Here is a 26,084-nt window from a genome sequence, read left to right as displayed (position 1 = left end):
CGGCTGGGCGCGCAGTTCCCCGCGCCCCTGACGGGGCGCACCCCCGCGCCGCGAGGGCGCGGGTCACATACCGGTACCTGATACGGCCGGGACTGCCGCCGGTGCCTGATACGGCCGGTGCAGTGACAACGAAGGAGAGACACCATGCCGAAGCCCACCAAGGGTCCCCGTCTGGGCGGCAGCGCCGCGCACCAGAAGGCGATGCTGGGCAACCTGGCGACCGCGCTGTTCGAGCACGGCCGCATCACGACGACCGAGGCGAAGGCCCGCCGCCTGCGTCCGGTCGCCGAGCGTCTGATCACCAAGGCGAAGAAGGGCGACCTTCACAACCGCCGCCAGGTCATGCGCACGATCCTGGACAAGAGCGTCGTCCACACGCTCTTCACCGAGATCGGTCCCCGGTACGAGAACCGTCCCGGTGGCTACACCCGCATCACCAAGATCGGCCCGCGTCGTGGCGACAACGCCCCGATGGCGGTCATCGAGCTGGTGGAGCCGCTGACGGTGCAGCAGCAGGCGGTCGGCGAGGCCGAGGCCGCGACCAAGCGTTCCGCGAAGGACGCCGCTGGTGACGAGGCTGCCGCCGAGCTGAAGAAGGAGTCGGCCGAGGAGTCCGCCGAGGACGCCGAGGGCGAGTCCAAGGAAGCCTGACGTCTGACGTCGGAGTGCATGTGAGCGGGTCCGTTCCCTGAGGGGAGCGGACCCGTTCCGTTCGAGTGGAGGATGTCGCCGTGGTGCGGATTCGGTTGGACCTGGCCTATGACGGCCGGGAGTTTTCCGGGTGGGCGCGGCAGCGCGGGCAGCGGACGGTCCAGGGCGAGATCGAGGACGCGCTGCGGGTGGTGCTGCGGCGGGAGGAGACGCCGGAGCTGACCGTTGCGGGGCGTACCGACGCGGGGGTGCACGCACGGGGGCAGGTCGCCCATGTGGACCTGCCGGCTCAGGTGTGGGCCGAGCACGGCGAGCACCTGCTGCGGCGGCTGGCGGGGCGGCTCCCGATGGACGTACGGGTATGGCGCCTTTCCGAGGCACCCGCGCACTTCGACGCGCGCTTCTCGGCGGTCTGGCGTCGTTACGCGTACCGCGTCACCGACCACCCCGGCGGCGTCGATCCGCTGCTGCGCGGCCATGTGCTGTGGCACAACTGGGCGCTGGACGTCGATGCGATGAACGAGGCGGCGCGGGGGCTGCTGGGCGAGCACGACTTCGCCGCGTACTGCAAGAAGCGCGAGGGTGCGACGACGATCCGCAGGCTCCAGCGGCTGGAGTGGGTGCGCCGCCCGGACGGCGTACTGGAGGCGACTGTGCAGGCGGACGCGTTTTGCCACAACATGGTCCGCTCCCTGGTGGGCGCCATGCTCTTCGTGGGCGACGGCCACCGGCCACCGGAGTGGCCGGCGAAGGTGCTGGCCGCGGGCGTCCGGGATTCGGCCGTCCACGTCGTACGCCCCCACGGCCTCACTCTGGAAGAGGTCGCCTACCCGGCGGACCACGAGTTGGAGGCCCGCAATCTGGCCTCCCGCAACAAGCGGACGTTGCCGGTGCTGCCGGGCAGCGGTGCGGCTTCCGGCTGCTGCTGACTCCTACTTGGCAGCTGCCGCGGACTGGTCCTTGCCGCGTTTGAGTACGCGGGCATAGGCGTAGTTGGAGCCGTCCAGAGCGGCCTGCTGGGCTTTCTTGTCGCTTGCGTCCGAGGGTTGGCCGTTGGTGCGGCCGGCGATGGTGAAGTAGGCGTAGCGGCCGAGGGAGTTGGCCGTGGTGCGGCAGGTGACGGTGCGGCAGAAGTCGGGGACGCCGCCGCCGGGGAGGGCGACCAGGTTGGGCTGGTACTCCTTCTTGACCTTCTCGGCGGTCTTGGCGTCCTTGAAGACGGCGATGCCCACGGTGACGGCGAGGCCGTTGTGGGTGTAGGTGGCGCGGTAGACAGCGGTGCAGTTGTTACGGGTCAGCACCGGGCCCAGGCCCGCATGGGCGGCGTCTGCGCAGTTCTTGCTCGTACCGGTCTTGGCCAGCTTGTAGGGGTGGCTGTTGATGGTGACGCGCTTGGTGGGGTACAGCGTCTTCGCGCTGAGCGGCGCCTTGTCCCGCTTGGCGTCCGAGATGAAGTCCCGGGGCGGCGGCGGGGGCGGCGGCTCGTCCTTGAAGGTGGGCTTCGGCGGGTCGTCCGTGGGCGACACCTCCTTGGCGGGGGGCAAGGAGTCCGAGGGTTTGTCGGAAGCACCTTGCGAGCTGTCCTCGTTGACGACAGCCACCGCGACGATGCCTGCGATGGCGGCGGTGGCCAGTGCCCCGCCGCCCGCCATCAGCCAGCGTCGACGCCGGGCACGGCTGCGTTCGGCCTGCTCCGCGAGTGCTGCCCAGTCGGGTGCCGGCCCCCCGGGGTCCCCGGGGGGCCAGCCCCCAGGATTCCCGCCGGAGTTCCAGTCGGGTCCGCCTTGGGAACCCCACCCGGGTCCCCCCTGCCCAAAGCTCATGAGCGCATCTTATTGCGCCCGATATTCGCTTGGCTCAGGCGTCGTCGGAACGTGACGATTGCGGGCATGGGACATGTCGAAGTCGCGCATCTGGAGTTCTACCTGCCCGACGGAAGAGCGCTCTTCGACGACGCGTCGCTGCGGGTGGGCGAGGGCGCCTCGGTGGCGCTGGTGGGGGCGAACGGGGCGGGCAAGACGACGCTGCTGCGGCTGATCGCGGGGGAGCTGAAACCGGACGCCGGGACGGTGACGGTCAGCGGCGGGCTGGGGGTGATGCCGCAGTTCGTGGGGAGCGTCCGGGACGAGAGCACGGTGCGGGACCTGCTGGTCTCGGTGGCGCACCCGCGGATCCGGGCGGCGGCGCGGGCGGTCGACGACGCGGAGTACGCGGTCATGACCGTCGACGACGAGGCCGCGCAGATGCAGTACGCGCAGGCGCTCGCCGACTGGGCGGAGGCACGCGGGTACGAGGCGGAGACGCTGTGGGACATGTGCACGGTCGCCGCGCTGGGCATCCCGTACGAGAAGGCGCAGTGGCGGCAGGTGCGCACTCTTTCGGGTGGCGAGCAGAAGCGGCTCGTACTGGAGTCGCTGCTGCGCGGCACCGACGAGGTGCTGCTGCTGGACGAGCCGGACAACTATCTGGACGTCCCCGGCAAGCGGTGGCTGGAGGAGCGGCTGCGCGAGACGAACAAGACGGTGCTGTTCATCTCGCACGACCGCGAGCTGCTGGCCCGTGCCGCCGACCGGATCGTCAGCGTGGAGCCGGGGGCAGCGGGCAGCGACGTATGGGTGCACGGGGGCGGTTTCGCGACGTACCACGAGGCGCGTAAGGAACGGTTCGCGCGGTTCGAGGAGCTGCGGCGGCGCTGGGACGAGGAGCACGCGAAGCTCAAGCGGCTGGTCGCCATGTACAAGCAGAAGGCCGCCTTCAACTCCGATATGGCCTCCCGTTTGCAGGCGGCCCGCACCCGGCTGCAGAAGTTCGAGGAGGCGGGCCCGCCGCTGGAGCCGCCGCGCGAGCAGGACATCCGGATGCGGCTGCGCGGCGGCCGTACGGGGGTACGCGCGATCACCTGCGAGGGGCTGGAGCTGACGGGGCTGATGCGCCCCTTCGACCTGGAGGTCTTCTACGGGGAGCGGGTCGCGGTGCTGGGCTCCAACGGGTCGGGCAAGTCGCACTTCCTGCGGCTGCTGGCGGGCGGTGAGGTCACTCATACGGGTGGCTGGAAGCTGGGTGCCCGCGTCGTCCCGGGCCACTTCGCCCAGACCCATGCCCACCCCGAACTGGAGGGCCGCACCCTCCTGGACATCCTCTGGAAGGAGCACGCCCACGACCGCGGCGCCGCGATGTCCGCCCTACGGCGCTACGAGCTGACCCGGCAGGCCCAGCTCCCCTTCGACCGCCTGTCCGGCGGCCAGCAGGCCCGCTTCCAGATTCTGCTGCTGGAGCTGGCCGGGGCGACGGCGCTGTTGCTGGACGAGCCGACGGACAACTTGGACCTGGAGTCCGCGGAGGCGTTGCAGGAGGGGCTGGAGGTGTACGAGGGGACGGTGCTGGCGGTGACGCATGATCGCTGGTTTGCCCGTTCCTTTGATCGGTTTCTCGTCTTCGGCGCGGACGGCCGGGTGCGGGAGGTTGCGGAGCCGGTGTGGGGTGAGGGGCGGGTGGCGCGGGCTCGGTGAGGGAGGTTGTTTTGACCCTTGCGGGGGAGTGTCGGTATCCTGCCGGTTCGTTGTGTGTATTGGCTTGCCTGTTCTCACGTGGGGGGCTACTACACCGGCCTACCGGTCGATGACCAGCGATCAGCATGCGGATGCGTCACCGCATGCGATCTTGCCTGTCGTGATCTGCCTGGTTGGCCCTGTCAGGACCCAATCACTGAAGAAGCGAAGGCTACGACCGTGCGTACGTACAGCCCCAAGCCTGGCGACATTCAGCGCCAGTGGCACGTCATCGACGCCCAGGACGTCGTCCTCGGCCGTCTGGCCTCCCAGGCCGCCATTCTCCTGCGGGGTAAGCACAAGCCTGTGTACGCGCCTCACGTCGACACCGGTGACTTCGTCGTCATCATCAACGCCGACAAGGTGCACCTCTCGGGCAACAAGCGGACCCAGAAGATGGCGTACCGCCACTCCGGCTACCCGGGTGGTCTGCGGTCCGTCCGCTACGACGAGCTGCTGGAGAAGAACCCGGAGAAGGCCGTGGAGAAGGCCGTCAAGGGCATGCTCCCCAAGAACTCCCTGGGCCGTCAGATGCTCTCGAAGCTGAAGGTCTACTCGGGCGACCAGCACCCTCACGGTGCTCAGCAGCCCGTGCCGTTCGAGATCAGCCAGGTCGCGCAGTAAGTCCGGCCACCCCCTACGACTGAAGAGAAGCTGAGGAGAATCGTGGCCGAGACCACCGCTGAGACCCCCGTCGAGGGTGTCGAGGAGTACACGACCGAGACCCCCGAGGCCCCGGAGGAGTACACCTCCGAGTCCCTCGCCTCCCGTTTCGGTGACCCGCAGCCGGCCGCCGGCACCGGTCGCCGTAAGAACGCCATCGCCCGCGTCCGGATCATCCCGGGCTCCGGTCAGTGGAAGATCAACGGTCGCACCCTCGAGGGTTACTTCCCGAACAAGGTGCACCAGCAGGAAGTCAACGAGCCGTTCAAGGTCCTGGAGCTGGACGACCGCTACGACGTGGTCGCCCGTATCTCCGGCGGCGGCATCTCGGGTCAGGCCGGCGCCCTGCGCCTCGGCGTGGCCCGCGCGCTGAACGAGGCGGACGTGGACAACAACCGCGGCCCGCTCAAGAAGGCCGGTTTCCTTACGCGTGACGCCCGTGCGGTCGAGCGCAAGAAGGCCGGTCTGAAGAAGGCCCGTAAGGGCACGCAGTACAGCAAGCGCTGACCTGGCGCTCGCTGGAGCGGAAAGACTGCAGTCCGGATGCCCCGTCGGCACCTCACCTCGGTGCCGGCGGGGCATCGGTCGTTCGGGCCCGCCTGCGGCGTCCGGCCCGACACCCGGTCTTGTGACGGCGGCGCACATGCCGTCACGCTGACAACGGGGCGTATACCTGGTGTGCCGGGCTTTCCCAGGCCCGCCCGGTGAATGCCCGGAGAACGCCCCCAGAACTCGGAGGAACGACTGTGGCACGACTCTTCGGTACCGACGGTGTACGTGGTGTCGCCAACGAGGGGCTGACGGCCGAGCTGGCGCTCGGTCTGTCGGTCGCGGCGGCACACGTGCTGACCGAGGCGAAGGCGGGAGCGGACGCGGAGGCGGAGGCGAGCGCTCCCGGCGGCTCACGGCCGGTCGCCGTCGTCGGGCGGGATCCGCGGGCCTCCGGCGAGTTCCTGGAGGCCGCTGTCGTGGCCGGGCTGGCCAGCGCGGGGGTCGACGTGCTGCGGGTCGGGGTGCTGCCGACGCCCGCCGTCGCCTATCTGACCGGCTCCCTCGGTGCCGACCTGGGCGTGATGCTGTCTGCCAGCCACAACCCGATGCCCGACAACGGCATCAAGTTCTTCGCGCGCGGCGGCCACAAACTCGCCGACGAGCTGGAGGACCGTATCGAGGCCCTCCACCGCGAGCACACCGCCGGTGAGCCGTGGGCACGGCCCACCGGGGCCGGGGTCGGCCGGGTCAGGGACTACGACGAGGGCTTCGACAACTACGTCGCCCACCTGGTCGGCGTTCTGCCGAACCGGCTCGACGGGCTGAAGATCGTCATCGACGGGGCACACGGCGCAGCGGCCCGTGTCTCGCCCGAGGCGTTCGCACGGGCGGGTGCCGATGTCATCACCATCGGTACCGACCCCGACGGCCTCAACATCAACGACGACTGCGGCTCCACCCATATCGACGGGCTGCGGGACGCCGTCGTACGGCACGGTGCGGATCTCGGCGTCGCGCACGACGGCGACGCCGACCGGTGCCTGGCCGTCGACGCGGACGGCCGCGAGGTCGACGGCGACCAGATCCTCGCCGTCCTCGCGCTCGCCATGAAGGAGGCCGGGAAGCTGCGCAAGGACACCGTCGTCGCGACGGTGATGTCCAATCTCGGCTTCACGCTCGCGATGGAGCGGGCAGGCATCGGCTTGGTGCAGACCGCGGTCGGGGACCGCTATGTGCTGGAGGAGATGAAGCGCGGCGGATTCTCGCTCGGTGGCGAGCAGTCCGGGCATGTGATCGTCCTCGACCACGCCACCACGGGCGACGGGACCTTGACCGGTCTGATGCTGGCCGCGCGGGTCGCCGCGACGGGTAAGCCGCTGGGGGAGCTGGCCGGGGTGATGGAGCGGCTGCCGCAGGTGCTGGTGAACGTGCCGGACGTGGACAGGTCGCGGGTGGGGACCGCGCCCGAGCTGGTTTCCGCCGTCGCGGAGGCGGAACGGGAGCTGGGGGAGACCGGGCGCGTGCTGCTGCGGCCCTCCGGGACGGAGCCGCTGGTGCGGGTCATGGTGGAGGCCGCAGACATCGAGCATGCGCGGGCGGTTGCGGGGCGGCTCGCGGATGTGGTGAAGCGCGCGCTGGGGTGACGCCGCCGCGGATGGGGGCGCCGCCGATGGGTGGCGCCCGCCTCTCGGTGGCGCGGCGCTGGGTGGCGCCCGCCGCTGGGCGGGGGTGCGCGTGGTGGGCGGGCACCAAGGGGTGAGAGTGGTTACAGCTTCCTGAGCGACAGCCGCTGCACCTTGTGGTCGGGGCCCTTGTGGAGTTGGAGAGTGGCTCGGCCACGGGTGGGGGCAATGTTCTGGCGGAGGTTGGGCTCGTTGATGGTGCGCCAGGTGTTGCGGGCGTAGTCGAGGGCTTCTTCCTCGGAGACCGATGTGAAGCGGTGGAAGTACGAGCGCGGGTCCTGGAACGCGGTCTCGCGCAGCTTGCGGAACCGCTCCAGGTACCAGCGCTCGATGTCGGCGGTACGGGCGTCCACGTAGACGGAGAAGTCGAAGTAGTCGGCGACGGCCAGCCGGGTGCGGCCGTCCTTGCCGGGCAGCGCGGGCTGGAGGACGTTGAGGCCCTCGACGATGAGGATGTCCGGCCGGTGCACGGTCAGCCGCTCGCCCGGGACGATGTCGTAGACCAGGTGTGAGTAGACCGGGGCCGTCACCTCCGGTTTGCCCGCCTTGATGTCGGCGACGAAACGGGTCAGCGCGCGGCGGTCGTACGACTCGGGGAAGCCCTTGCGGGACATCAGGCCGCGCCGCTCCAGCTCGGCCTTGGGCAGCAGGAAACCGTCCGTGGTCACGCGCTCCACACGAGGGTGTTCCGGCCAGCGGGCGAGCAGCGCCTGGAGCAGCCGGGAGACCGTGGACTTGCCGACGGCGACGCTGCCCGCGACGCCGATCACGAACGGGATGCCGCGCTGCGGGGCGGGGCGGCCCGGGCGGCTCGGATCGTCGAGGAAGGTGTTGAGCGTCCTGCGCAACTCGTGGGTGGCTCCGACGTACAGGTTGAGCAGCCGGGAGAGCGGCAGGTAGATGTCCCGCACCTCGTCGAGGTCGATGACGTCGCCGAGCCCGCGCAGCGCCTCGACCTCGGCGGCGGTCAGGGGGAGCGGGGTGCGGTCGCGCAGGGCGCTCCACTCCGAGCGGCCGAGATCGACGTAGGGCTTCGTGGACACGGTGCCATTCTGCGCGGGCGGCGCGGGGCGCTCACCTCCGGGGCGGCTGACCCCCGGTAACCCGGGACGGGGCGGTGAGCTGGCCTGATGGTGCCCCTTTGTCGACCGGTCGGACAATCTGCGAACAAAAGGTGTACGTGGTGTGCCGATTGGGGCTATGTTCCGCCCATGTCGTACCCCCTTAGTCGCATACGTCGCCCCCGCATCCGGCGCACCTTCCGGGCCGACCCGTTGGCGGGCCACGCGGGTCACATCTACAGCGATCTGGCCGACGGGCTCCCGGACGAGGATCTGACCGAGGATCTGACCGACTCGCTGGAGCTGTACGTGATGGGCAGCAAGCCGCGGTGCGAGGAGTCGGAGTACCTGGAGCTGATGCAGGAGGCCATAGAGCGGATGGCGCAGGGTGAGTGATCCGGCGGGAGCCGGATCCCTGCGCTGACGTTCCGCGTACTCTCACCTCGTCGGTGACGTGCCGACGACGAGACGGCGGACGAGGTGTGCGGAAGTGAGACAGCCATGATCATCGGGGTGGGGATCGACGTCGCGGAGATCGACCGCTTCGCCACCTCCCTGGCGCGTACGCCTGGCATGGCGGACCGGGTCTTCGTCGACCGGGAGCTGTGGTTGCCCAGCGGGGAGCGGCGCGGGATCGCGTCGCTCGCGGCCCGGTTCGCCGCGAAGGAGGCGCTGGCCAAGGCGCTGGGCGCGCCCAGCGGGCTGCGCTGGACCGACGCGGAGGTGTGTACCGCCGACTCGGGCCAGCCGTATCTGCGGGTACGCGGCACCGTTGCGGAGCGCGCCGCGGAGTTGGGGGTACGCGGGTGGCATGTCTCCCTCTCGCATGACGCGGGGGTCGCCTCGGCTGTGGTCGTCGCGGAGAGCTGATTGAGGGCGTCGTTGTTCTGATCAGGGGAGCCCCTGCCTGTCGTTCGCAGGCTGCGGGTGGGTTGTGGCTTGTCGCTCCCCCAAGTTCTCGGCTTCTCCCCCAGCCTTCGGCCGGGAGGTGCCCCCAGAACAGGGGGACCCCCATCGCGGCGGAGCCGCATATGAGCACAGCCCCGCGCCCCTTCGGGGCGCATCCCCGGGGCGCGACAGGATGAGGCGGACGCCACACTGGGGGCATGAGGACTGGTTACGGCGTGGAGACCGTGCGTGCCGCCGAGCAGGCGCTGATGGCACGGCTGCCCGAGGGCGCGCTGATGCGGCAGGCTGCGGCGGGGCTGGCGGCGGCGTGCGGACGGCTGCTGGGACGGACGTACGGGGCGCGGGTGGTGCTCCTCGTCGGCAGCGGCGACAACGGTGGGGACGCGCTGTACGCAGGCGCCCGGCTGGCGCGCCGCGGCGCCGGGGTGACCGCCGTGCTGCTGGCGCCCGAACGTGTGCACGAGGGCGGGCTGGCCGCGCTGCGGGCCGCCGGGGGACGGGTGCGGGTGGCGCCGGGCGCCGTGGTGGAGGGCGTCGCGGAGCCGGTCGGCGACGTCATCGCGGGCGCCGACCTCGTGGTGGACGGCATCGTCGGGATCGGCGGCAAGGGCGGACTGCGGCCCGCGGCCGTGGAGTTGGCCGACCTGGTGCGGGAGGCCGGAGTGCCGGTCGTCGCCGTGGACCTGCCCAGCGGGGTGGACGCCGATACGGGCGAGGTCCCGGGTCCGGCGCTGGCGGCGCAGGCGACGGTCACCTTCGGCGCGTACAAGCCGGGGCTGCTGATCGACCCGGCCCGGGAGTACGCGGGTGCCGTCCGGCTGGTCGACATCGGTCTCGGCCCGTATCTGCCCGGGACCCCTGAGGTGGAGGCCCTCCAGCACGCCGACGTGGCCCGGCTGCTGCCGAGGCCGCAGGCGGAGAGCGACAAGTACCGGCGCGGCGTCGTCGGAGTCGTCGCGGGCTCCGGGCGCTATCCGGGGGCCGCGGTGCTGGCCGTCTCCGGCGCGCTGCGCAGCGGCGCGGGCGCCGTGCGCTATGTGGGGCCCGGCGCGGAGGCGGTCGTCGGTCGCTACCCGGAGACGCTCGTCTCCGAGGGCCCGCCCGGGCACGCCGGCCGGGTCCAGGCGTGGGCCGTCGGTCCGGGCCTGGGCGACGAACCGGCGGCGCGGCATGCCGTCGACGAGGTGCTGGACTCCGACGTGCCGGTACTCGTGGACGCGGACGGGCTGCGGCTGATGGAGATGGACGCCGTACGCACCCGGACAGCGCCCACCCTGCTGACCCCGCACGCCGGTGAGGCCGCGGCGCTGCTCGGGGTGGCACGCGAGGAGGTTGAGTCCGGGCGGCTGGCGGCGGTACGGCGGCTGGCGGAGCAGACCGGGGCCACCGTGCTGCTCAAGGGCTCCACGACGCTGGTCGCCGAGCCGCCACGGGCCGGCTCCCCGTCTTCCCCCGTACGGGTGAACGCCACCGGGACCGGATGGCTGGCCACGGCGGGCAGCGGCGACGTACTGACCGGGCTGGCGGGCGGGCTGCTGGCGGCGGGCCTGTCCGCGCGCGACGCGGCCTCGGCCGCCGCCTATCTGCACGGCTTCGCCGGCCGCCTCGCCACCGACCCGCCCGCCGCGACGGACGTCGCTGCGGCGCTGGCCACGGCATGGCAGGACGTGCTCCGGGGCGCGTGAGTCTCGGGGGGCCTGAGATCGGGGCGTGAGCCCTCCCTTCACCCCCGCCGCCGGTCCAGCAGCTTCTCGTACGCGGCCAGTTGGGCCTCCGGGGCGACGCCGGCCAGGTTGAGGTCCCAGTGGATCTCGTCGATACCCAGCGCACGGGCGCGGTCGGCCTCGACCGGCGCCGCTTCGAGGAAGGTGCGTTCCGGCTCGGGCGTGTCCTCCCGTACGTTCATGGCGCGCACCGTCACCGGACCCTGGCAGCCGCTGTCCCGGTACTGCCGGACGGTGTCGCGGGTGGCCGCCCAGTCGCCGAACCCGACGGTCACGAAGCCCGCACCGACGCCTACTCGCTCACGGGCTTCCGCTCCTGGAGGGGGGCGAGCACCGGGCGCAGCGGCTTGCCGAACCAGTGATCGGCGTAGGGCGAGTCGTTGAACGGTGCGATCTCCTCGTACCCGTGCCGTGCGTACAGCCGCTTGGCCTCCACCAGATCGCGCCGGGTGTCCAGCCGCACGGACGTCGCGCCCATGTCGAGCGCGGCGCACTCGGCGGTGCGGATCAGCAGTCCGCCGAGGCCGCCGTTGCGGGCGTGCGGGGCCACCCAGACGCGGCGTATCTCGGCGGTCGTCTCCGCCACCATGAGGACGGCGGTGCAACCGGCGACGGCGCCGTCGGCGCGGGTGCGGGCCAGCAGGAACGCGCCCTTGGGCGGGACGAGTTCGTCATCCGGCTCCGCGACCAGCGCGGCGTCGATCTCCTGCTCGGTCGCGGGGCGCTCGTAGTAGCGGCCGACGATCTCGTCCAGATAGGCGCGGATGGTGGCGACAGAGTCCGGGGCTGTCACGGGCTCGGGTTTGATGGTCCAGGTCACAGCGCCATTGTCCGAGCGCGGGCAACCGGTTTTCCTGGCGCTGTCAGTGGCCGGTGTCACACTCCTCGCATGGCTGAAGAACAGACCGGCGGCGGCGTACCGATCGCCCTCGCCCCCCAGTGGGCGGACGACACCCGGGAGCCGCTGCCCCTGGTGGGGGACGAGCGCGAACTGCTGACCCGCTATCTCGACCGGTACCGCGAGACGCTGCTGCTCAAGTGCACAGGAGTGCCGCCCGAAGCGCTCTCGGAGCGTTCGGTCCCGCCTTCCGGTATGAGCCTGCACGGGCTGCTGCGGCATCTGGCGGGGGTGGAGCGCTGGTGGTTCCGCATCCAGTTCGCGGGGGAGGAACTGCCGCTGCTGTACTACTCGGACGACGATCCCGACCAGGACTTCGACGCGCTGGACGGTGACCCGGCCGAGGCGCTGGCCGTATGGCGCGCCGAGTGCGAGCGCTCCCGCGAGATCGTGGCCGCCGCGGAGCTGGACGCGACGGGGACGCATGCCCGCACGGGCCGCCCTGTCTCACTGCGCCGGGTCCTGATCGACATGATCGCGGAGTATGCCCAGCACTGCGGTCACGCCGACCTGCTGCGCGAGCGCATAGACGGGGCGACGGGCCACTGAGAGCGCGAGGGGGCCCTGAGAGCGCGAGGGGCCACCTTGAGGGGCCGCACCGGATCCGGCACCTGCGACACTGAACCGGTGAACGACGTGTACCAGCACCCTGGCGGCGACATCCAGGCCGAAGACTTCGGCAGGGCGCGGGCCGAGATCGATCTCGGCGCTCTGCGGGACAACGTACGGACGCTGCGCGGGTATGCGCCACGGGCCGAGCTGATGGCCGTCGTCAAGTCGGACGGGTACGGACACGGGGCCGTGCCGTGCGCCCGCGCGGCGCGGCAGGCGGGGGCCGGCTGGCTGGGCACCGCCACCCCCGAGGAGGCGATCGCGCTGCGGGACGCCGGGGACCGGGGCCGCCTCCTGTGCTGGCTGTGGACGCCGGGCGGCCCGTGGCGGGAGGCGATCGAGCGGGACATCGACGTCTCGGCGAGCGGGAAATGGGCGCTGGACGAGATCGTGACGGCAGCGCGCGCCACCGGGCGCCCCGCGCGCGTGCATCTGAAGGCCGACACCGGTCTCGGCCGCAACGGCTGCCAGCCCGCCGACTGGCCGCAGCTGGTGGCCGCCGCGCGCGCCGCGGAGGCGGAGGGCGCGCTGAAGGTCACCGGCATCTGGTCGCACTTCGCCTGCGCCGACGAACCGGGCCACCCGGCCAATGCCGCCCAGCTCGACGCCTTCCGGGAGGCCGTCGCCGTCGCCGAGCGGGCCGGGCTCGACCCCGAGGTGCGGCACCACGCGAACTCGCCGGCGACGCTCACTCTGCCCGAGTCCCACTTCGACCTCGTACGACCCGGCGTCTCCGTCTACGGCCTCTCCCCGTCCTCTGAGGTCGGCACGGCGGACAGCCTCGGTCTGCGCCCGGCGATGACGCTCAGCGCCTCGCTCGCGCTGGTCAAGCGGGTGCCCGGCGGCCACGGAGTCAGCTACGGGCACACCTACACCACCCCCGGGGAGACGACCCTCGGGCTGGTGCCGGTCGGTTACGGCGACGGCCTTCCCCGGCATGCGTCCGGCGCCGGTCCTGTGCTGGTCGCGGGCAAGTGGCGGACGGTGGCCGGCCGGGTGGCCATGGACCAGTTCGTCATCGACCTCGGCGGTGACTACGCGGCGGCGGGCGACCGTGTCGTCCTCTTCGGCCCCGGCGATCTGGGCGAACCCACCGCAGAGGACTGGGCCCGCGCGGCAGGCACCATCTCCTACGAGATCGTCACCCGGATCAGCGCCCGGGTCCCCCGGGTATACGCCAATGAGCAGGCCGACCGGTAACCAGGCGGCCGGGCAGACGGACGGGGGGCGGTCATGAGTGACGACAGCAAGGCGCAGAGGGGTGCGCAACGCGCACAACCCGCACAGCAGGGGCAACGCGCGCAGCAGGCGCTGCAGGCCGTCGGCGCCGTACAGACCGCCCGCAGCGCCTGGCGTACGGCAGCAGCAGCCGCCGAGGGCGCGGCGGAACTGTCGGGGGCCCCGCAGCCCTCGCGGGCTGTCGGTGGTGCGGACTGGACGCGCCGGGCGGGTGTCGCGGGTGCGGCGCTCGGCGTCGTCGCGGCCGGTGTCGCCCTCGAACGGCTCACGGTCCACCGCGCCGTACGCCGTAAGGCCAGGCTGGCGCTGGATGCCGCGGGTCCCTACGGCACGCTGCGCGGCACCCCTGGCCGGGCCCGGGCCGAGGACGGCACGGAGCTGTACTACGAGATCGACGAACCCGCCGACTTCCCGCTGCCGCCCGCATCGGCGGACGCCGCGGCGGCAGCCACCGGCTCCGGCGACGGCCTGGGCGGTCCCGAGGTGAGCCCCGTACCCCTCCCCGAACCGTCGTCCGAGGCGGGCGGGGGCGCGGACGGCGAGGGCGCGGAAGCCGGGGGCCCCGGCGCGGCGGCCGGGTACTGGGCGCGGCTGCTGGGGCTGCTGCGCGGGCGGAGCCGGAGCGCTGCGGCGCCGCTCACCGTGGTGTTCTCGCACGGCTACTGCCTCAGCCAGGATGTGTGGCACTTCCAGCGGGCCGCGCTGCGTGGTGCGGTGCGGTGCGTGTACTGGGACCAGCGCAGCCACGGCCGCTCGGCGCGGGCGCCCGCCGGGGAGCCGGTCTCCATCGATCTGCTGGGCCGCGATCTGAAGGCCGTGCTCGACGCCGCAGCACCCGAGGGCCCTGTGGTGCTGGTGGGGCATTCGATGGGCGGCATGACGGTGATGGCGCTGGCCGAGCAGTTTCCGGAGTACGTGGCCGAGCGCGTCGCGGGCGTGGCGCTCCTCGGCACCAGCGCGGGCGGCCTCGCGGAGGTGACCTACGGCCTTCCTGCCGCCGGGGTGCGGGCCGTGCGGCGGGTGGTGCCCGGGGTGCTGCGGGCGCTGGCCGCGCAGTCCGAACTGGTCGAGCGGGGGCGCCGGGCGACCGCCGACCTGTTCGCGGGGGTGGTGAAGCGGTACTCATTCGGCAGCCCGCGCGAGGTGGACCCCGGGGTGGCGCGGTTCGCGGAGCGCCTGATCGAGTCGGTGCCGGTGGACGTCGTCGCGGAGTTCTATCCCGCCTTCGCCGAGCACGAGAAGACCACCGCGCTGGCCGCCTTCGACGGGCGGTCCGTGCTGGTGCTGGCCGGCGACCGCGATCTGATGACGCCGAGCGAGCACAGCGAGCAGATCGCAGCGGCGCTTCCGGACGCCGCGTTCGTGATTCTGGAGGCGACCGGTCACCTGGCCATGCTGGAGCGTCCCGAGCCGGTCAACGAGCACTTGGCCCGGCTGCTGGCGCGTACCATCCGGACGCATGGAAGCACCGCACCACCAGCATCCGCTCCCGCCTCCACAGGCTCCGTCCGACGGCCCTTCCGGCGGTGACGGCGGCCTCCCGGGCGGCCCCACAGACAGCCCCGGTCCCGGCACCCGGCACGAGGTCACCGTCACCGTGCGTACCGCCGAGGCGATGCGCGAGCTCGGCGTACGGCTCGCCCGGCTGCTGCGGGCCGGGGACCTCGTCCTGCTGACGGGTGAACTCGGCGCCGGAAAGACGACGTTGACGCGCGGCCTGGGCGAGGGGCTGGGCGTGCGCGGCGCCGTGACCTCGCCCACCTTCGTCATCGCCCGTGTCCATCCCTCGCTGACGGACGGTCCGCCGCTCGTCCATGTGGACGCCTACCGGCTCGGCGGCGGCCTGGAGGAGATGGAGGACCTCGACCTGGACGTCTCGCTGCCCGAGTCGGTGGTCGTCGTGGAGTGGGGCGAGGGCAAGGTGGAGGAGCTGACGGAGGAGAGGCTGCACGTCGTCATCACCCGCGCGTTGGGAGAGAGCTCGCAGGAGGGTGCCGACGACTCGCGGACCGTCACGTTCGTGGGCGTGGGGGAGCGCTGGGCGGAGGAGGACCTGGAAGCCCTCGCCTGACTGGCGCGCGCGTTCCGACATGGTGTCGGCAAGATGTTGCGCGGTCGGTGCGGGCCGTGGTCCCATGGGAGGTGAGAGCACGGTTAGGTATGCCTAAGTGCCGCCGTGCCGACGCCCCTGGAGGAGCCATGACCGCACAGAAGCCGGAGCAGCGAGCGGCGCACGCGCGGCCGCGCGTGCCCGCGGAGGCGGCGTCCGCCGACAGCAGCAACCACGGCCCCCCACCCATGAGCGAACTGCTCGCGTCCTGCGCCGCCGCGGCTGCCGTGTCCCGGCCCCCGCGGGATGAGGTTGACGCCCCGGCCGGTGAACAGGCCGACCGCGACTGATACGTACCCGGCGACGGGGCTGCGCTTGCCCACCCTGCGCCTGGGGGTACCCCCTGCTCGAAGAGCTTGGGGGAGCAGACTGCCCAAGCTTCGCAGCACAGGGGGGACGCGCCCCGTCAGGGGCGCGGGGAACTGCGCGAGCAACCACATCGCAAGCCGCAGCCTGCGGTCGGCGGGCAGGGGCACCCCCTCGCCAGAGTCTTAGCGAAGGACCACCACGCGGGTCCCAATGGGCGCGTGCAGCCACAACGCCTCGCCGTCCTCGCGCTTCTCCCGGATGCCGCCCGTCTTGCGGGCGGCATCAGGCGTCGGCGTCGAACCATCCAGCGCCGCGCTGAAACCGACCGTGACACCGTCGACGCTGGCGAACCGCACCACGTTCTCGACCGGGACCCCGTCCGAGCCCTTCACATGGGAGGCGCGCGAGCTGACCTTGTAGGTGCCCGGCGGCGGGCTGACGGTGCTGGGGGAGACCTCGTAGGTCCTGGTGACCTTGCCGTTCTTGCCGACCAGCCACACCCGCTGCTGCTTCAGTCCGTAGACGACCCGGTGGCCCTGTCCACTGGCGGCGGGGAGCGCGGTGTCCTTCTCCGCGGGCGCGCGGCCCTTCCCGTCGGAGGCGCCGGGCGAGGGCTTGGCCGTGTTCGCGTCGGACGGCTTTCCGGCCCGCTCCTGAGCGGCCGACGCCTGGTACGCGAAGAAACCGATCACGGCGAGGGCCACTGCCGTCAGCCCGGCCACGATCACTCCGGCGCTGCCGCCGCTGCTGCGTGCCACCGTGCGCTGCCACCTCTCGTGCCTGCGTGCCTGACCGGTGATTGACGGTAGCAGCAGGCTCACGGCGTACGGCTCGCACCGCGTACGGCTCGATACGCCCGGTCCTCCCAGCCGTAGCCGGAGCGGGTAGCCGGGGGGCGGCTGAAGAGAGAACTTGGAGTAACAGCCGTGCCTGTGTTCGCATAAGGCGATGACCCCCCACGGTTCATCGACAAACTCCACAACCTCCATACCGAAAATCCCAGAACCTCAGGCCCATCAGGTCCCCGAGGGCTACGGGGGCCACCCGGGTCATCAGGGCGACGCTCACCTTCCGGCCAACCCGTACGACGAGCTGGCCGCGCTGGCCCCGCCGGACGACGCCGCGCCCATGAGCGGGCCCACCCCGAACCCGTACGAGGCGCTGGCGGACGGCGGGGGCGGCACGCACGGGGACCCCGACGACCCGTACGAGGGCGGACTGCGCGGTTTCGGCCTGCGCTCCGACTACGACGAGCCCGCGTACGAGGACCGGATGCCGTACCTGCGTGCCGTCCGCAGGCGCCGCCGCTCCCGCTTCTCGCGCACCGTCAAGCTGGGCATCGCCTGCTGCGCGCTGCTGGCCTTTCTCGGGATCGGCGACCGCTGGGCCGCGCTCTACGCCGAGGGCAAGGCGGCCGAGAAGGTGCAGGACTCGCTGCATCTGCACGCCCGCCCGGAGGTGCACATCAACGGCTTCCCCTTCCTCACCCAGGTCGCGCGGGGCCGCCTGGACCAGGTGGAAGTGGCAATCCCCGATGTACCCGCCGGCCGGGTTTCGGTCGCACAGGTCAGCGGCACCGTCGACGATGTGAAGATCATCGGCGATGCGCCGTCCTCCGTACGGGGCGCGGTGCTCGGCCGGATGAAGGGCGATGTCCTGCTCGACTTCGACGACCTGGACCGCGAGCTGGGCACTTCGCAGGTGAAGTTCACCCCGGCGGGCAAGCGCACCGTACTGGCCGCGGGGGAGCTGCCCGTCGCGGGTTCGGAGGTCAAGGTGCATGCCCGCGCCCGCGTCGAACGGACCGGCGACCACGGCGTGGGCACCACGGTGGACGACATGCGGCTGGTCGTCCCCAAGATGTTCAGCTTCACGCCCGGCACCGGCAAGCAGGCGGGCCTGCGGCTGTCCCGCCCACTTGCCGAGCGCATCCAGCACGACAGGGAGAAGGCGCGGGCGCTGTTCGGAGTGCGCTCGATCGCCAAGCGGTTCGGCATGACGCCCGAACGCGCCCGGCAGGTGCGGCACAGCGACCGGCAGCTGCACCGGGTGACGGGCTCGCCGCGCTTCACGGACAAGGTGATGCGGCTCAACCTGCTCGACGTCGTCGTCCAGCACCCGCAGCTGTTGAAGAAGATGGGGATCGACCCGGCGCTGATCGAGGCCCTCAAGAAGATCGAGGAGCCGAAGCTCGCCGACAAGCTCGCCCTCCATCTCAAGCTGCCCAAGATGCCCGGTGATGTCCGGCTGCGCGGCGTTTCCGTCGCCAAGGAGGGCATCCGCGCCGAGCTGACCGGCGTCAACGTGCCGTTCGGCAAGGCAGCCACGAACGAGGGCAAGTAGCGGCCGTACAACTCACCGGACAGCGGCGCTTGCAGCCACGAAAGGGGCAGTGGGCCCGCACGGGTGAGGGCGTGCCGCGTGGGCGCCGTAGGCTGGTCGGGTGTTGATGCTCGCGCTGGATACCGCCACACCCGCTGTCACCGTCGCGCTCCACGACGCCGAGGGCGACCGCACGCTCGCCGCCGCCCACAAGGTCGACGCCCGCCGCCACGGCGAACTGCTGCTGCCCTGTGTCGATGCGGTGCTCAGCGAGGCGGGCCGGAAACTCGCCGAGGTCACGGACGTGGTCGTCGGCGTCGGCCCCGGCCCCTACACCGGGCTGCGGGTCGGCCTGGCGACGGCCGAGGCGTTCGCCGCGGCGTTGGGCCAGCGGGTGCACGGGGTGTGCACGCTGGACGGCATCGCGTACGCCTCCGGGCTGACGGAGCCGTTCGTCGTCGCGACGGACGCCCGCCGCAAGGAGGTCTACTGGGCGCGGTACTCCGAAGCCCGTACCCGGGTGACCGACCCGGCCGTGGCCAGGGCCGCCGATATCGAGGCCGCCGACCAGGAGATCGGCGAGCTGCCTGCCGTCGGCGCGGGCGCGCTGCTGTACGAGTCCGTCTTCCGCGGCGTACGCCGCGATCTTCCGGCCGACCAGTCGGCCCCGGCCCTCGCCCGGCTCGCGGCCGAACGGCTGGCGCGCGGCGAGGAGCTGCTGCCGCCCCGCCCGCTGTATCTGCGGCGGCCGGACGCGCAGGTGCCCGCGGGCTACAAGGTGGTCACGCCGAGGTGAGCGCGGCAGAGCCGGCCGGAAACGCGTACGACCCGGTCAGCAGACCGACCGGGGTCACGCTGCGCGAGATGCGCTGGTGGGACATCGAGCCGGTGCTCGGGCTGGAGCAGGAACTCTTCCCCGAGGACGCCTGGTCGGCGGGGATGTTCTGGTCGGAGCTGGCGCACGCCCGGGGGCCGGACGCCACCCGCCGCTATCTGGTCGCCGAGGAGCCGGACGGCTCCCTCGTCGGGTACGGCGGACTGGCGGCGATCGGCGGCACCGGCGACATCCAGACCATCGGCGTCCTGCCCACCCGCCGGGGCACCGGGCTCGGCTCCCGGCTGCTGCGCGCGCTGCTGCGGGCCGCGACCGACTTCGAGTGCGCGGAGGTGCTGCTGGAGGTGCGGGTGGACAACGCACCGGCGCAGCGCCTGTACGAGCGCTTCGGCTTCGCGCCCATCGGCATACGGCGCGGCTACTACCAGCCCGCGAACGTCGACGCGCTGGTGATGCGGCTGGCCGACCCGGCGGCGTACGCCGCCGACACTCCGGGGGACACCCCCGCGAACACCCTTCCGAACACGCACCAAGGATCGAAGAGCCATGGCTGACGAACCGCTCGTTCTCGGCATCGAGACCTCCTGCGACGAGACCGGCGTCGGGATCGTGCGCGGGCACACGCTGCTGGCCGACGCCGTCGCCTCCAGCGTGGACACCCACGCACGGTTCGGCGGCGTCGTGCCGGAGATCGCCAGCCGGGCGCATCTGGAGGCGATGGTCCCGACGATCGAGCGGGCGCTGAAGGAGGCCGGGATCGCCGCTTCCGACCTCGACGGCATCGCCGTGACCGCCGGCCCGGGACTCGCCGGGGCGCTGCTCGTCGGCGTCTCGGCCGCGAAGGCGTACGCGTACGCGCTGGGCAAGCCGCTCTACGGCGTCAACCACCTCGCCTCGCACATCTGCGTCGACCAGCTCGAACACGGGGCGCTGCCCGAGCCGACGATGGCGCTCCTGGTCTCCGGCGGCCACTCCTCGCTGCTGCTGGCGCCCGACATCACCTCCGACGTACGGCCGCTGGGCTCGACCATCGACGACGCGGCGGGCGAGGCGTTCGACAAGGTGGCACGTGTGCTCAACCTGGGCTTCCCCGGCGGACCGGTCATCGACAAGTACGCCAGGGAGGGCGACCCGGACGCCATCGCCTTCCCGCGCGGCCTGACCGGTCCGCGTGACGCGCCGTACGACTTCTCCTTCTCCGGGCTCAAGACCGCCGTGGCCCGCTGGATCGAGGCGAAGCGGAACGCGGGCGAGGACGTGCCCGTCGCCCATGTCGCCGCCTCCTTCCAGGAGGCCGTCACCGACGTGCTGACCCGCAAGGCCGTCCGCGCCTGCCGTGACGAGGGCGTCGACCACCTGATGATCGGCGGCGGCGTCGCCGCCAACTCGCGGCTGCGTGCCATGGCCGAGGAGCGCTGCGCCGCCGCGGGCATCACCCTGCGGGTGCCCCGCCCCAAGCTGTGCACCGACAACGGCGCCATGGTGGCAGCGCTCGGCGCCGAGATGGTCGCCCGCAACCGCGCCACCTCCGCCTGGGACCTGCCCGCCGACTCCTCGCTCCCGGTGACGGAACCCCATGTACCGGACCCCTCGGCGGTCGCACCCGCGCCCGGGGACTCCGACTCGCACGACCACTCCCACTCCCACTCGCACGACCACAACCACGACCACATCCACGAGCTGAGCAGGAAGAACCTCTACACCTGATGCCGACCGTCGCCCTCATGTGGGAGGCCAAGGCCACCCCGGGCCGCGCCCCCGACCTCCTCACCTGGGCCCGCGCCCAGACCCTGCCCCCCTCCGGCGTCCCCTGCGAACGCCGCGAACACTTCACCGCGCCGGGCGACCGGGTACTGGTCATCACCTGGTGGCAGGGCGGTTACGACGCAGACGTGCCCGAACTCCCGGACCCGCCCGAGGAGTTGACGGCCCGGCCGGTACACAGATGGCGGTTCGAGCGGGTGTAACGAGTGAGCTGGGTGTGTTCACGGTGAGTTACGCGGCAGGATGGGCGGGGTCGGGAACGTTGGCTGTCGCGGGGGGCCGGTATGCGCAGGAGGGTTGCGGGAGGCGCGCGGTGGTGGGCGCGGGCCGGGGCGGTGCTGCTCGTCGGCGTGCTGGGGCTCGGCGGGGCTGCGGGGTCCGCAGCGGCGGCCGAGGGCACACAGACGACGCCCGCCGCGTATCTGGCGGAGCAGCTGCGTAAGAGTCCCGTCTATCTTTCCGACCAGCTTCCGCGCACCAACCCCCTCTCCGCCCGGCCCGCCTTCGTCAAGGAGGCGAAGCGGACCGGGGTGCCGACCTATGTGCTGGTGCTGCCCGGGTCCGGGTCCGGGTCCGTGGACGGGGACGGGCTGCTGGCGGCGGTGCACGACCGGCTCGGTAAGGACGGGCTGTACCTGCTGTTCGGCGGGGACGGCGGAAGCCCGGAGGTGGGGACGTTCGGCGTGGACGTCCCGGCCCGGGACGCCGCCATGGCGACCACCTTCGAACTGCCCTACGACGCGGGCACACTGCACACGTTCCGGCACTTCGTGGACGTGCTGCGATCCGGCGACGCGGTGCAGCGCGCCGAGAAGGGGGCGGACGCCAGCCGGGCCGGCGAGGAGCCGGACAACCTGTACACCAGCCGCACCGACCGCGAGAACCAGGGCTTCCTCACCGGCATCCTGCTGACCGGAGTTCCGCTGCTCATCGTCGCCGTCGGCTGGTACGTGCGCCGGTGGCGGGGCGGGAAAGGGCCGGGGCTCCGGCTGCTGGTGCCCGTCGCCGCCGGGGTGGCCCTCACCATCGGCGTCGGCGCGTCGCTCGTCTTCGACGACACCCGCTCGGACGGCGATCCGGTGCCCACCGCCGCCGATATCAAGGCCAGGACCGTCCGGGTCGCCCACGGGCTGCGCTCCGAGCCGGTCTACGTCGACCCGCTGTCGGCGGGGCTGCTGAGCCGCACCGAGCTGGCCCGGCTGCGCAAGCACGCGGAGCGGCTGGACGTGCCGGTGCACCTCGTGGTCGTCCCCCTCGACACGACGGACGAGTCGGGCGGCGACGGCGAACTCCTCGCCAAGCGGCTGCACAGCCGGCTCGGTGCCGAAGGGGACGGCGTCTACGTGGTCGCGGACGCCGCCGAGGACGGCGAGCTGGAGGTCGTCAACTACGGCGCCAAGGTGGACAGCGCAAAGCTGTACGACGCGACGGAAGACCTGCGCTTCGGCGAGGACAGGGCGAGCAAGGACGACGAAGGGCTGTATCCCCGGCTGGGCGAAGCCCTGCGGATCATCGACCGGGCGCCCTCCGGCCCGCGCAGCGGCCCCTATCTGGACCCGCTCGCAGCCGAGGACCCCGTGACGGAGGACGAGTTGCCCTCCCTCTACTCCGGGGATTTCGGGCCCGGAGCGCTGATGGGCGCTGTGGGCGCACTGGCAGCGCTCGGGGTGACGGCTGCCGGGCTGGGTATCGCGCGCCGCGCAGGTCTCGGCGCGCCGCGGGCCACCGCCCGCGGGTCCGCCGCCTCCTCGGACGACACGGCTCCGCAGGCCCCCGCCCGCCCCTCGGCCGGCTGGCTGCGCAAGACGGCACGGCGCGAACTGGACGAGCTGAACGATGAGTTCGAGCGGCTGTCCACCGAGCTGCCGGACGCCGTACGCACCCGCGCCTGGGACTGCCTGGACGCCGCGACCCTGCTCCTCGATCAGGAGGGCGACAACCGGGTGGACGCCGACGCCGACGCGCCCACGCTCGCGGCCGGGCTGGCGCTGATCCGTACCGGCCGTGCCGTGCTCGCCGACCGGGCCACAGCCACCTCCGCCCAGCTCCGGCTGTGCACCCTCAACCCGCTGCACGGGCCCTGGGCCGCGTCCAGGAAGCTGAAACTTCCCGGCGAAGGCGGTGGGGCCCGGTCCCGACCGGTCTGCGCCGAGTGCCGTGCAGCGCTCGACGGACGCGACGGGGCATCGTCCGCGTCCTCTGCGCTGTCCGGCTCGCGGACCACCCGGACGGCCCGCACCGCGAGCGTCGTCGCATCGCGGCTGCTGTGTCTGCGCGCCCCCGGCGCCGGCCGCTCCGCGCCGTACGAGCCCTACCACCGGGTCCCGGGCCCGCTCGATGCCACACAGGGCACCGGCCGGGGCCAGGATCCGACCGCCGAACAGATCGTCCGCCGAGTACGGGAGCAGCTAGGTGTCCACTGAACCGAGCGCCGCACCCGGCGCCCCTTCCGCCCGCCCCGCCCGGCGGCCGGCAGCCGTCCTCGCGTACGTCGTCGCCGCGCTGGCGCTCGCGCTGCTGCTCGGCACGGCAGGTCCGGCCGGTGCCGCCGACGACAAACCGGGCCAACGGATCGCCGAGGGGCTCCGCAAATCACCTGTCTACGTCGATCCGTCGTACCGACAGGCGTTCCCGGCCGACCAGCAGCGCCGGCTGGCGAAGAAGATCAAGGCGTCGGGCATCCCGGTCCGGGTCGTCGTCGTCCCGTTCATCTCCGGCGACGCCTGGGGCGGCGAGCCGGACAAGATGGTCGACGTCGTACGCGACCGGCTCGGCGAGAGCAAGCAGCGGGAAGCCGTCTATATGACCCTCAGCAAAAGCGAGGGCTTCCTGAACGGCTACGAGTTCCCGCGCGACGGCAAGCACCAGGCGTTCTGGGGCGTGGCCGCCGTCGGCCACCAGGAGGACATGGACGGCAAAAGCCTCTACGCGAAGTTCTCCCGCGCCCTGGAGATCGTGAAGTCGGGGAACGGGGACAAGCAGTACGAGCAGGCCACCAAGGACCTGGACCGCAGTGGCACCCCCTCGGCGGATGAGGACGGCGCGGAAGATGCGGACGGTTCCTCCCCGCTGCTGCTCGCGGCGCTGATCGTCCCGGCGCTGGCCGTACTCGTCGTCGCCGTGCTGGTCTACCGGGCTCGCAGATCGCGCACCTCCACCCGGGCGCCGTTCACCTCGCCGCGCTCCGTGTTCGCGACGGCGCGCAAGGCGGGCGTACGCGATCTGCGTAAGCGCGCCCAGCGCGAACTCCTCACGTACAACGAGGAACTGCTCGCCCACGAGCCCGGCGACTCCGCCGCCGACGGTGAAGAGGCCGCCGACACCGACCTGCTCCAGCTGTCCCTCGACGCCTACGCCGCCGCCGGCACGGTGCTGGACAACGCGCGCGACATACCCGACCTCGCGGGCGTTCTCGCGCTCCTCCACGAGGGCCGCGACGCGCTGCGGCGCTCCGCGTCGACCGGATCGGCGCGGAGCACCGCAGCGCTGCCGCTGTGCTTCTTCCACCCGCTGCACGGCCCCGCCGCCGAGCGCGTCCGCTGGCGCCCGCTGGGCCGCCGCGAGTCGCTGGACGTCGCGGCCTGCGGGGACTGTGCCGCCGCTGTGGCTGGCCGCCGCGCGCCGGAAGTCCTCACCCAGGCCCACGAGGACCGCCGGATCCCGTACTTCGAGGTCCCGCCCGAGCACAGCCTGTGGGCCGCCACCGGCTACGGCTCCCTCACCGAGGACACCCTGACCGAACGCGTCCTGCGCGGCGACTTCACGCGTACCCGCTAGGCGGTTCCCCGCATCCGGCCCGCAAGGGCGTTGGCCGTCACCGCAGCGGGCGGCCCAGCAGCATGCTCGGCGCGCCCGCGACGCGGGTCAGGAAAACGGTGCAGGAACCGGCGGCCGACTTCGGGTCCAGCTTCAGCTTCCGGCGCAGCTCCTCCGGTTCGACCGCCGAGCCACGCTTCTTGACGGTGACGACACCGACGCCGCGCTCCCGCAGCAGCGCGCGGAGCTTCTTGACGTTGAACGGTAGTACGTCGGTGATCTCGTACCCGGACGCGTACGGCGTCGGGTGCTCCGCGTCCGTCGTCACGTACGCGATCGTGGCGTCGATCAGCCGCCCCGCCACCTGCTCCGCCAGCTCGGCGACCAGGTGGGCGCGGATGACCGCACCGTCCGGCTCGTAGAGATACCGGCCCACCGGCCCCACCTCCGGGTCGGGCAGCCCGCGTCCGACCAGCGTGTCACCGGCGGGCAGCAGCGTGGCCCGCACCCCACTCGATGTCCCCTGGCCCGCACCGGGGTTCTCCCGGCCCGCGCCGAACCACAGCACCGCTTCCTTGACGTCCCCGCTGTACGAGACCCACTCGGCCTCCGCCTCCGGCGGCACTGCCTCGTGCGGGATGCCCGGCGCCACCTTCAGCGCGGCCAGCGGCGCCGAGCGGACTGTCTCCACCGCCCAGCTGAGCGGCGGCGAGTACGCCTCGGGATCGAAGACGCGACCGCGGCCCGTGCGGCGCGCCGGGTCGGCGAAGAGCGCGTCGTAGCCGTCGGTGGCCACCTCGGTGACATCGGCGCAGCGCACCTCCACGAGATCCGCCAGTCCCAGCGCCTCGGCGTTGGCACGGGCCACCGCACACGTCAGCGGCGAGCGGTCGACCGCCAGTACGCGGATGCCCTCCCGGGCGAGGGCGAGCGCGTCGGCGCCGATGCCGCAGCACAGGTCCACCGCGGTACGGACGCCGAGCTCCCGCATCCGCCGGGCCCGGTGCGCCGCCACAGGGGCGCGGGTGGCCTGTTCGAGACCGTCCGCGGTGAAGTAGAGGGCGTGCGCCTGGTCCGGGCCGAACTTGGCCTCCGCGCGGCTGCGCAGCCGGCCCTGCGCCAGCGCCGCCGAGACGAGCGCGGGCTCGTACCGCTGCCGCAGCCGCGTGGCCACGGCCAGCTCCCGCGCGGGCTCCACACCCCGCACCTGACGCAGCAGCTCCTGCCCCTCCTCGGAGAGCAGCTCCGCGAACACCTCACGATCCACCCGGCCATTGTCCCGTGCGCCCATGCCGTGCCGGCGGCCGGGCCGGGGCCGGTAGAGTCGGGCGCGTGAAGTGACGACACGCGCCGCGTACGGACTCCGCGCCCTCGCCTGCTCTGGGTGGGGGGTGCCCCTGCCTGACGCCCGCAGGCTGCGGGTTCCCCCAAGCTCTTCGAGCAGGGAGGTACCCCCATGGCTTGTCGCGCAGTTCCCCGCGCCCCTTCGGGGCGCGTCTCCCTCCGCGG

Annotated in this window: 27 protein-coding genes; 21 read left to right on the top strand and 6 right to left on the bottom strand. The window is 72.5% G+C overall.

What is annotated here, in order from left to right; genetic code table 11:
- Nucleotides 1-144: 144 nt before the first annotated feature.
- Both rplQ and truA read left to right on the top strand, forming a co-directional pair.
- A complete protein-coding gene (gene rplQ, locus ACTWQF_RS04580) occupies nucleotides 145-651 on the top strand; it encodes a 50S ribosomal protein L17 (protein ID WP_443277256.1) in 507 nt (168 codons plus the stop codon).
- An 80-nt stretch (nucleotides 652-731) separates the two neighbouring features.
- Nucleotides 732-1,580 (top strand): tRNA pseudouridine(38-40) synthase TruA, encoded by an 849-nt coding sequence (gene truA / locus ACTWQF_RS04575; RefSeq protein WP_443277254.1) that lies wholly within the window; start codon nucleotides 732-734, stop codon nucleotides 1,578-1,580.
- Between the two features lie 3 nt (nucleotides 1,581-1,583).
- Here the strand turns inward: truA and ACTWQF_RS04570 are convergent, their stop codons facing one another.
- The gene (locus tag ACTWQF_RS04570; protein ID WP_443277253.1) at nucleotides 1,584-2,474 is read right to left on the bottom strand and encodes a hypothetical protein; all 891 of its coding nucleotides are present in this window, start codon (nucleotides 2,472-2,474) and stop codon (nucleotides 1,584-1,586) included.
- Between the two features lie 66 nt (nucleotides 2,475-2,540).
- Here ACTWQF_RS04570 and ACTWQF_RS04565 point away from each other — a divergent pair, with 66 nt between their 5' ends.
- The 4 genes from ACTWQF_RS04565 (at nucleotide 2,541) to glmM (ending at nucleotide 6,997) form a co-directional block, all read left to right on the top strand.
- The gene (locus ACTWQF_RS04565) at nucleotides 2,541-4,160 is read left to right on the top strand and encodes an ABC-F family ATP-binding cassette domain-containing protein (RefSeq protein WP_443277252.1); all 1,620 of its coding nucleotides are present in this window, start codon (nucleotides 2,541-2,543) and stop codon (nucleotides 4,158-4,160) included.
- 219 nt (nucleotides 4,161-4,379) lie between these two features.
- Complete coding sequence (gene rplM, locus ACTWQF_RS04560) at nucleotides 4,380-4,823, top strand: 50S ribosomal protein L13 (RefSeq protein WP_443277250.1); 444 nt, start codon at nucleotides 4,380-4,382, stop codon at nucleotides 4,821-4,823.
- 42 nt (nucleotides 4,824-4,865) lie between these two features.
- A complete protein-coding gene (gene rpsI, locus ACTWQF_RS04555; protein ID WP_099883495.1) occupies nucleotides 4,866-5,369 on the top strand; it encodes a 30S ribosomal protein S9 in 504 nt (167 codons plus the stop codon).
- Nucleotides 5,370-5,608: 239 nt separating this feature from the next.
- Nucleotides 5,609-6,997 carry a phosphoglucosamine mutase gene (glmM, locus tag ACTWQF_RS04550; protein WP_443277248.1) on the top strand — a complete coding sequence of 463 codons (1,389 nt, stop codon included), beginning with the start codon at nucleotides 5,609-5,611 and terminating at the stop codon, nucleotides 6,995-6,997.
- A gap of 122 nt (nucleotides 6,998-7,119) precedes the next feature.
- On the opposite strand, the gene coaA is transcribed toward glmM, so the two are convergent.
- A complete protein-coding gene (gene coaA / locus ACTWQF_RS04545; protein WP_443277246.1) occupies nucleotides 7,120-8,079 on the bottom strand; it encodes a type I pantothenate kinase in 960 nt (319 codons plus the stop codon).
- 168 nt (nucleotides 8,080-8,247) lie between these two features.
- Between coaA and ACTWQF_RS04540 the strand changes: the two genes are divergently transcribed.
- From ACTWQF_RS04540 to ACTWQF_RS04530, 3 genes are all read left to right on the top strand, one after another.
- A complete protein-coding gene (locus tag ACTWQF_RS04540; RefSeq protein WP_443277244.1) occupies nucleotides 8,248-8,493 on the top strand; it encodes a hypothetical protein in 246 nt (81 codons plus the stop codon).
- Nucleotides 8,494-8,598: 105 nt separating this feature from the next.
- The gene (locus ACTWQF_RS04535; RefSeq protein ID WP_443277242.1) at nucleotides 8,599-8,967 is read left to right on the top strand and encodes a holo-ACP synthase; all 369 of its coding nucleotides are present in this window, start codon (nucleotides 8,599-8,601) and stop codon (nucleotides 8,965-8,967) included.
- A 236-nt stretch (nucleotides 8,968-9,203) separates the two neighbouring features.
- Complete coding sequence (locus tag ACTWQF_RS04530) at nucleotides 9,204-10,691, top strand: NAD(P)H-hydrate dehydratase (RefSeq protein WP_443277240.1); 1,488 nt, start codon at nucleotides 9,204-9,206, stop codon at nucleotides 10,689-10,691.
- A 38-nt stretch (nucleotides 10,692-10,729) separates the two neighbouring features.
- On the opposite strand, the gene ACTWQF_RS04525 is transcribed toward ACTWQF_RS04530, so the two are convergent.
- A complete protein-coding gene (locus ACTWQF_RS04525; RefSeq protein ID WP_443277239.1) occupies nucleotides 10,730-11,005 on the bottom strand; it encodes a hypothetical protein in 276 nt (91 codons plus the stop codon).
- Between the two features lie 17 nt (nucleotides 11,006-11,022).
- A complete protein-coding gene (locus ACTWQF_RS04520; RefSeq protein WP_443277237.1) occupies nucleotides 11,023-11,550 on the bottom strand; it encodes a GNAT family N-acetyltransferase in 528 nt (175 codons plus the stop codon).
- A gap of 69 nt (nucleotides 11,551-11,619) precedes the next feature.
- On the opposite strand from ACTWQF_RS04520, the gene ACTWQF_RS04515 reads away from it, so the two are divergent.
- From ACTWQF_RS04515 to ACTWQF_RS04495, 5 genes are all read left to right on the top strand, one after another.
- Nucleotides 11,620-12,177, top strand: coding sequence for a DinB family protein (locus ACTWQF_RS04515; protein WP_443277235.1), 558 nt, complete (start codon nucleotides 11,620-11,622; stop codon nucleotides 12,175-12,177).
- A 78-nt stretch (nucleotides 12,178-12,255) separates the two neighbouring features.
- Nucleotides 12,256-13,440: an alanine racemase gene (gene alr, locus ACTWQF_RS04510; protein WP_443277233.1), complete on the top strand. Its 1,185-nt coding sequence runs from the start codon at nucleotides 12,256-12,258 to the stop codon at nucleotides 13,438-13,440.
- A gap of 33 nt (nucleotides 13,441-13,473) precedes the next feature.
- The gene (locus ACTWQF_RS04505) at nucleotides 13,474-15,009 is read left to right on the top strand and encodes an alpha/beta fold hydrolase (RefSeq protein ID WP_443277231.1); all 1,536 of its coding nucleotides are present in this window, start codon (nucleotides 13,474-13,476) and stop codon (nucleotides 15,007-15,009) included.
- The gene (gene tsaE, locus ACTWQF_RS04500) at nucleotides 14,939-15,550 is read left to right on the top strand and encodes a tRNA (adenosine(37)-N6)-threonylcarbamoyltransferase complex ATPase subunit type 1 TsaE (protein WP_443277229.1); all 612 of its coding nucleotides are present in this window, start codon (nucleotides 14,939-14,941) and stop codon (nucleotides 15,548-15,550) included. Before ACTWQF_RS04505 ends, tsaE begins: the two co-directional genes overlap by 71 nt.
- A gap of 128 nt (nucleotides 15,551-15,678) precedes the next feature.
- Nucleotides 15,679-15,879 carry a hypothetical protein gene (locus ACTWQF_RS04495; RefSeq protein ID WP_443277227.1) on the top strand — a complete coding sequence of 67 codons (201 nt, stop codon included), beginning with the start codon at nucleotides 15,679-15,681 and terminating at the stop codon, nucleotides 15,877-15,879.
- Nucleotides 15,880-16,080: 201 nt separating this feature from the next.
- Here ACTWQF_RS04495 and ACTWQF_RS04490 read toward each other — a convergent pair whose 3' ends face one another.
- A complete protein-coding gene (locus ACTWQF_RS04490) occupies nucleotides 16,081-16,656 on the bottom strand; it encodes a L,D-transpeptidase (RefSeq protein WP_443277225.1) in 576 nt (191 codons plus the stop codon).
- A gap of 370 nt (nucleotides 16,657-17,026) precedes the next feature.
- On the opposite strand from ACTWQF_RS04490, the gene ACTWQF_RS04485 reads away from it, so the two are divergent.
- From ACTWQF_RS04485 to ACTWQF_RS04455, 7 genes are all read left to right on the top strand, one after another.
- Nucleotides 17,027-18,241, top strand: coding sequence for an LmeA family phospholipid-binding protein (locus ACTWQF_RS04485; RefSeq protein WP_443277223.1), 1,215 nt, complete (start codon nucleotides 17,027-17,029; stop codon nucleotides 18,239-18,241).
- 100 nt (nucleotides 18,242-18,341) lie between these two features.
- Nucleotides 18,342-19,016, top strand: a complete 675-nt coding sequence (gene tsaB / locus ACTWQF_RS04480) for a tRNA (adenosine(37)-N6)-threonylcarbamoyltransferase complex dimerization subunit type 1 TsaB (protein WP_443277222.1) — start codon at nucleotides 18,342-18,344, stop codon at nucleotides 19,014-19,016.
- 68 nt (nucleotides 19,017-19,084) lie between these two features.
- On the top strand, nucleotides 19,085-19,609 hold the full coding sequence (rimI, locus tag ACTWQF_RS04475) for a ribosomal protein S18-alanine N-acetyltransferase (RefSeq protein ID WP_443277568.1): 525 nt from the start codon (nucleotides 19,085-19,087) through the stop codon (nucleotides 19,607-19,609).
- The gene (tsaD, locus tag ACTWQF_RS04470) at nucleotides 19,602-20,762 is read left to right on the top strand and encodes a tRNA (adenosine(37)-N6)-threonylcarbamoyltransferase complex transferase subunit TsaD (protein WP_443277220.1); all 1,161 of its coding nucleotides are present in this window, start codon (nucleotides 19,602-19,604) and stop codon (nucleotides 20,760-20,762) included. Before rimI ends, tsaD begins: the two co-directional genes overlap by 8 nt.
- Complete coding sequence (locus ACTWQF_RS04465; RefSeq protein WP_443277218.1) at nucleotides 20,762-21,022, top strand: hypothetical protein; 261 nt, start codon at nucleotides 20,762-20,764, stop codon at nucleotides 21,020-21,022. The genes tsaD and ACTWQF_RS04465 overlap by 1 nt, the downstream gene beginning before the upstream one ends.
- 81 nt (nucleotides 21,023-21,103) lie before the next feature.
- A complete protein-coding gene (locus tag ACTWQF_RS04460; RefSeq protein WP_443277217.1) occupies nucleotides 21,104-23,242 on the top strand; it encodes a hypothetical protein in 2,139 nt (712 codons plus the stop codon).
- Nucleotides 23,232-24,596 (top strand): hypothetical protein, encoded by a 1,365-nt coding sequence (locus ACTWQF_RS04455; protein WP_443277216.1) that lies wholly within the window; start codon nucleotides 23,232-23,234, stop codon nucleotides 24,594-24,596. Before ACTWQF_RS04460 ends, ACTWQF_RS04455 begins: the two co-directional genes overlap by 11 nt.
- Nucleotides 24,597-24,633: 37 nt before the next feature.
- Here the strand turns inward: ACTWQF_RS04455 and ACTWQF_RS04450 are convergent, their stop codons facing one another.
- On the bottom strand, nucleotides 24,634-25,866 hold the full coding sequence (locus tag ACTWQF_RS04450) for a THUMP-like domain-containing protein (RefSeq protein WP_443277215.1): 1,233 nt from the start codon (nucleotides 25,864-25,866) through the stop codon (nucleotides 24,634-24,636).
- Nucleotides 25,867-26,084: the final 218 nt, after the last annotated feature.

The sequence above is a fragment of the Streptomyces sp. 8N114 genome (genome assembly GCF_052245835.1).
In the GTDB taxonomy this organism is placed as follows: Bacteria; Actinomycetota; Actinomycetes; order Streptomycetales; family Streptomycetaceae; genus Streptomyces.
The sequence above is the reverse complement of the archived record's forward strand: the minus strand, read 5'-3'. Positions and strand labels throughout refer to the sequence as shown.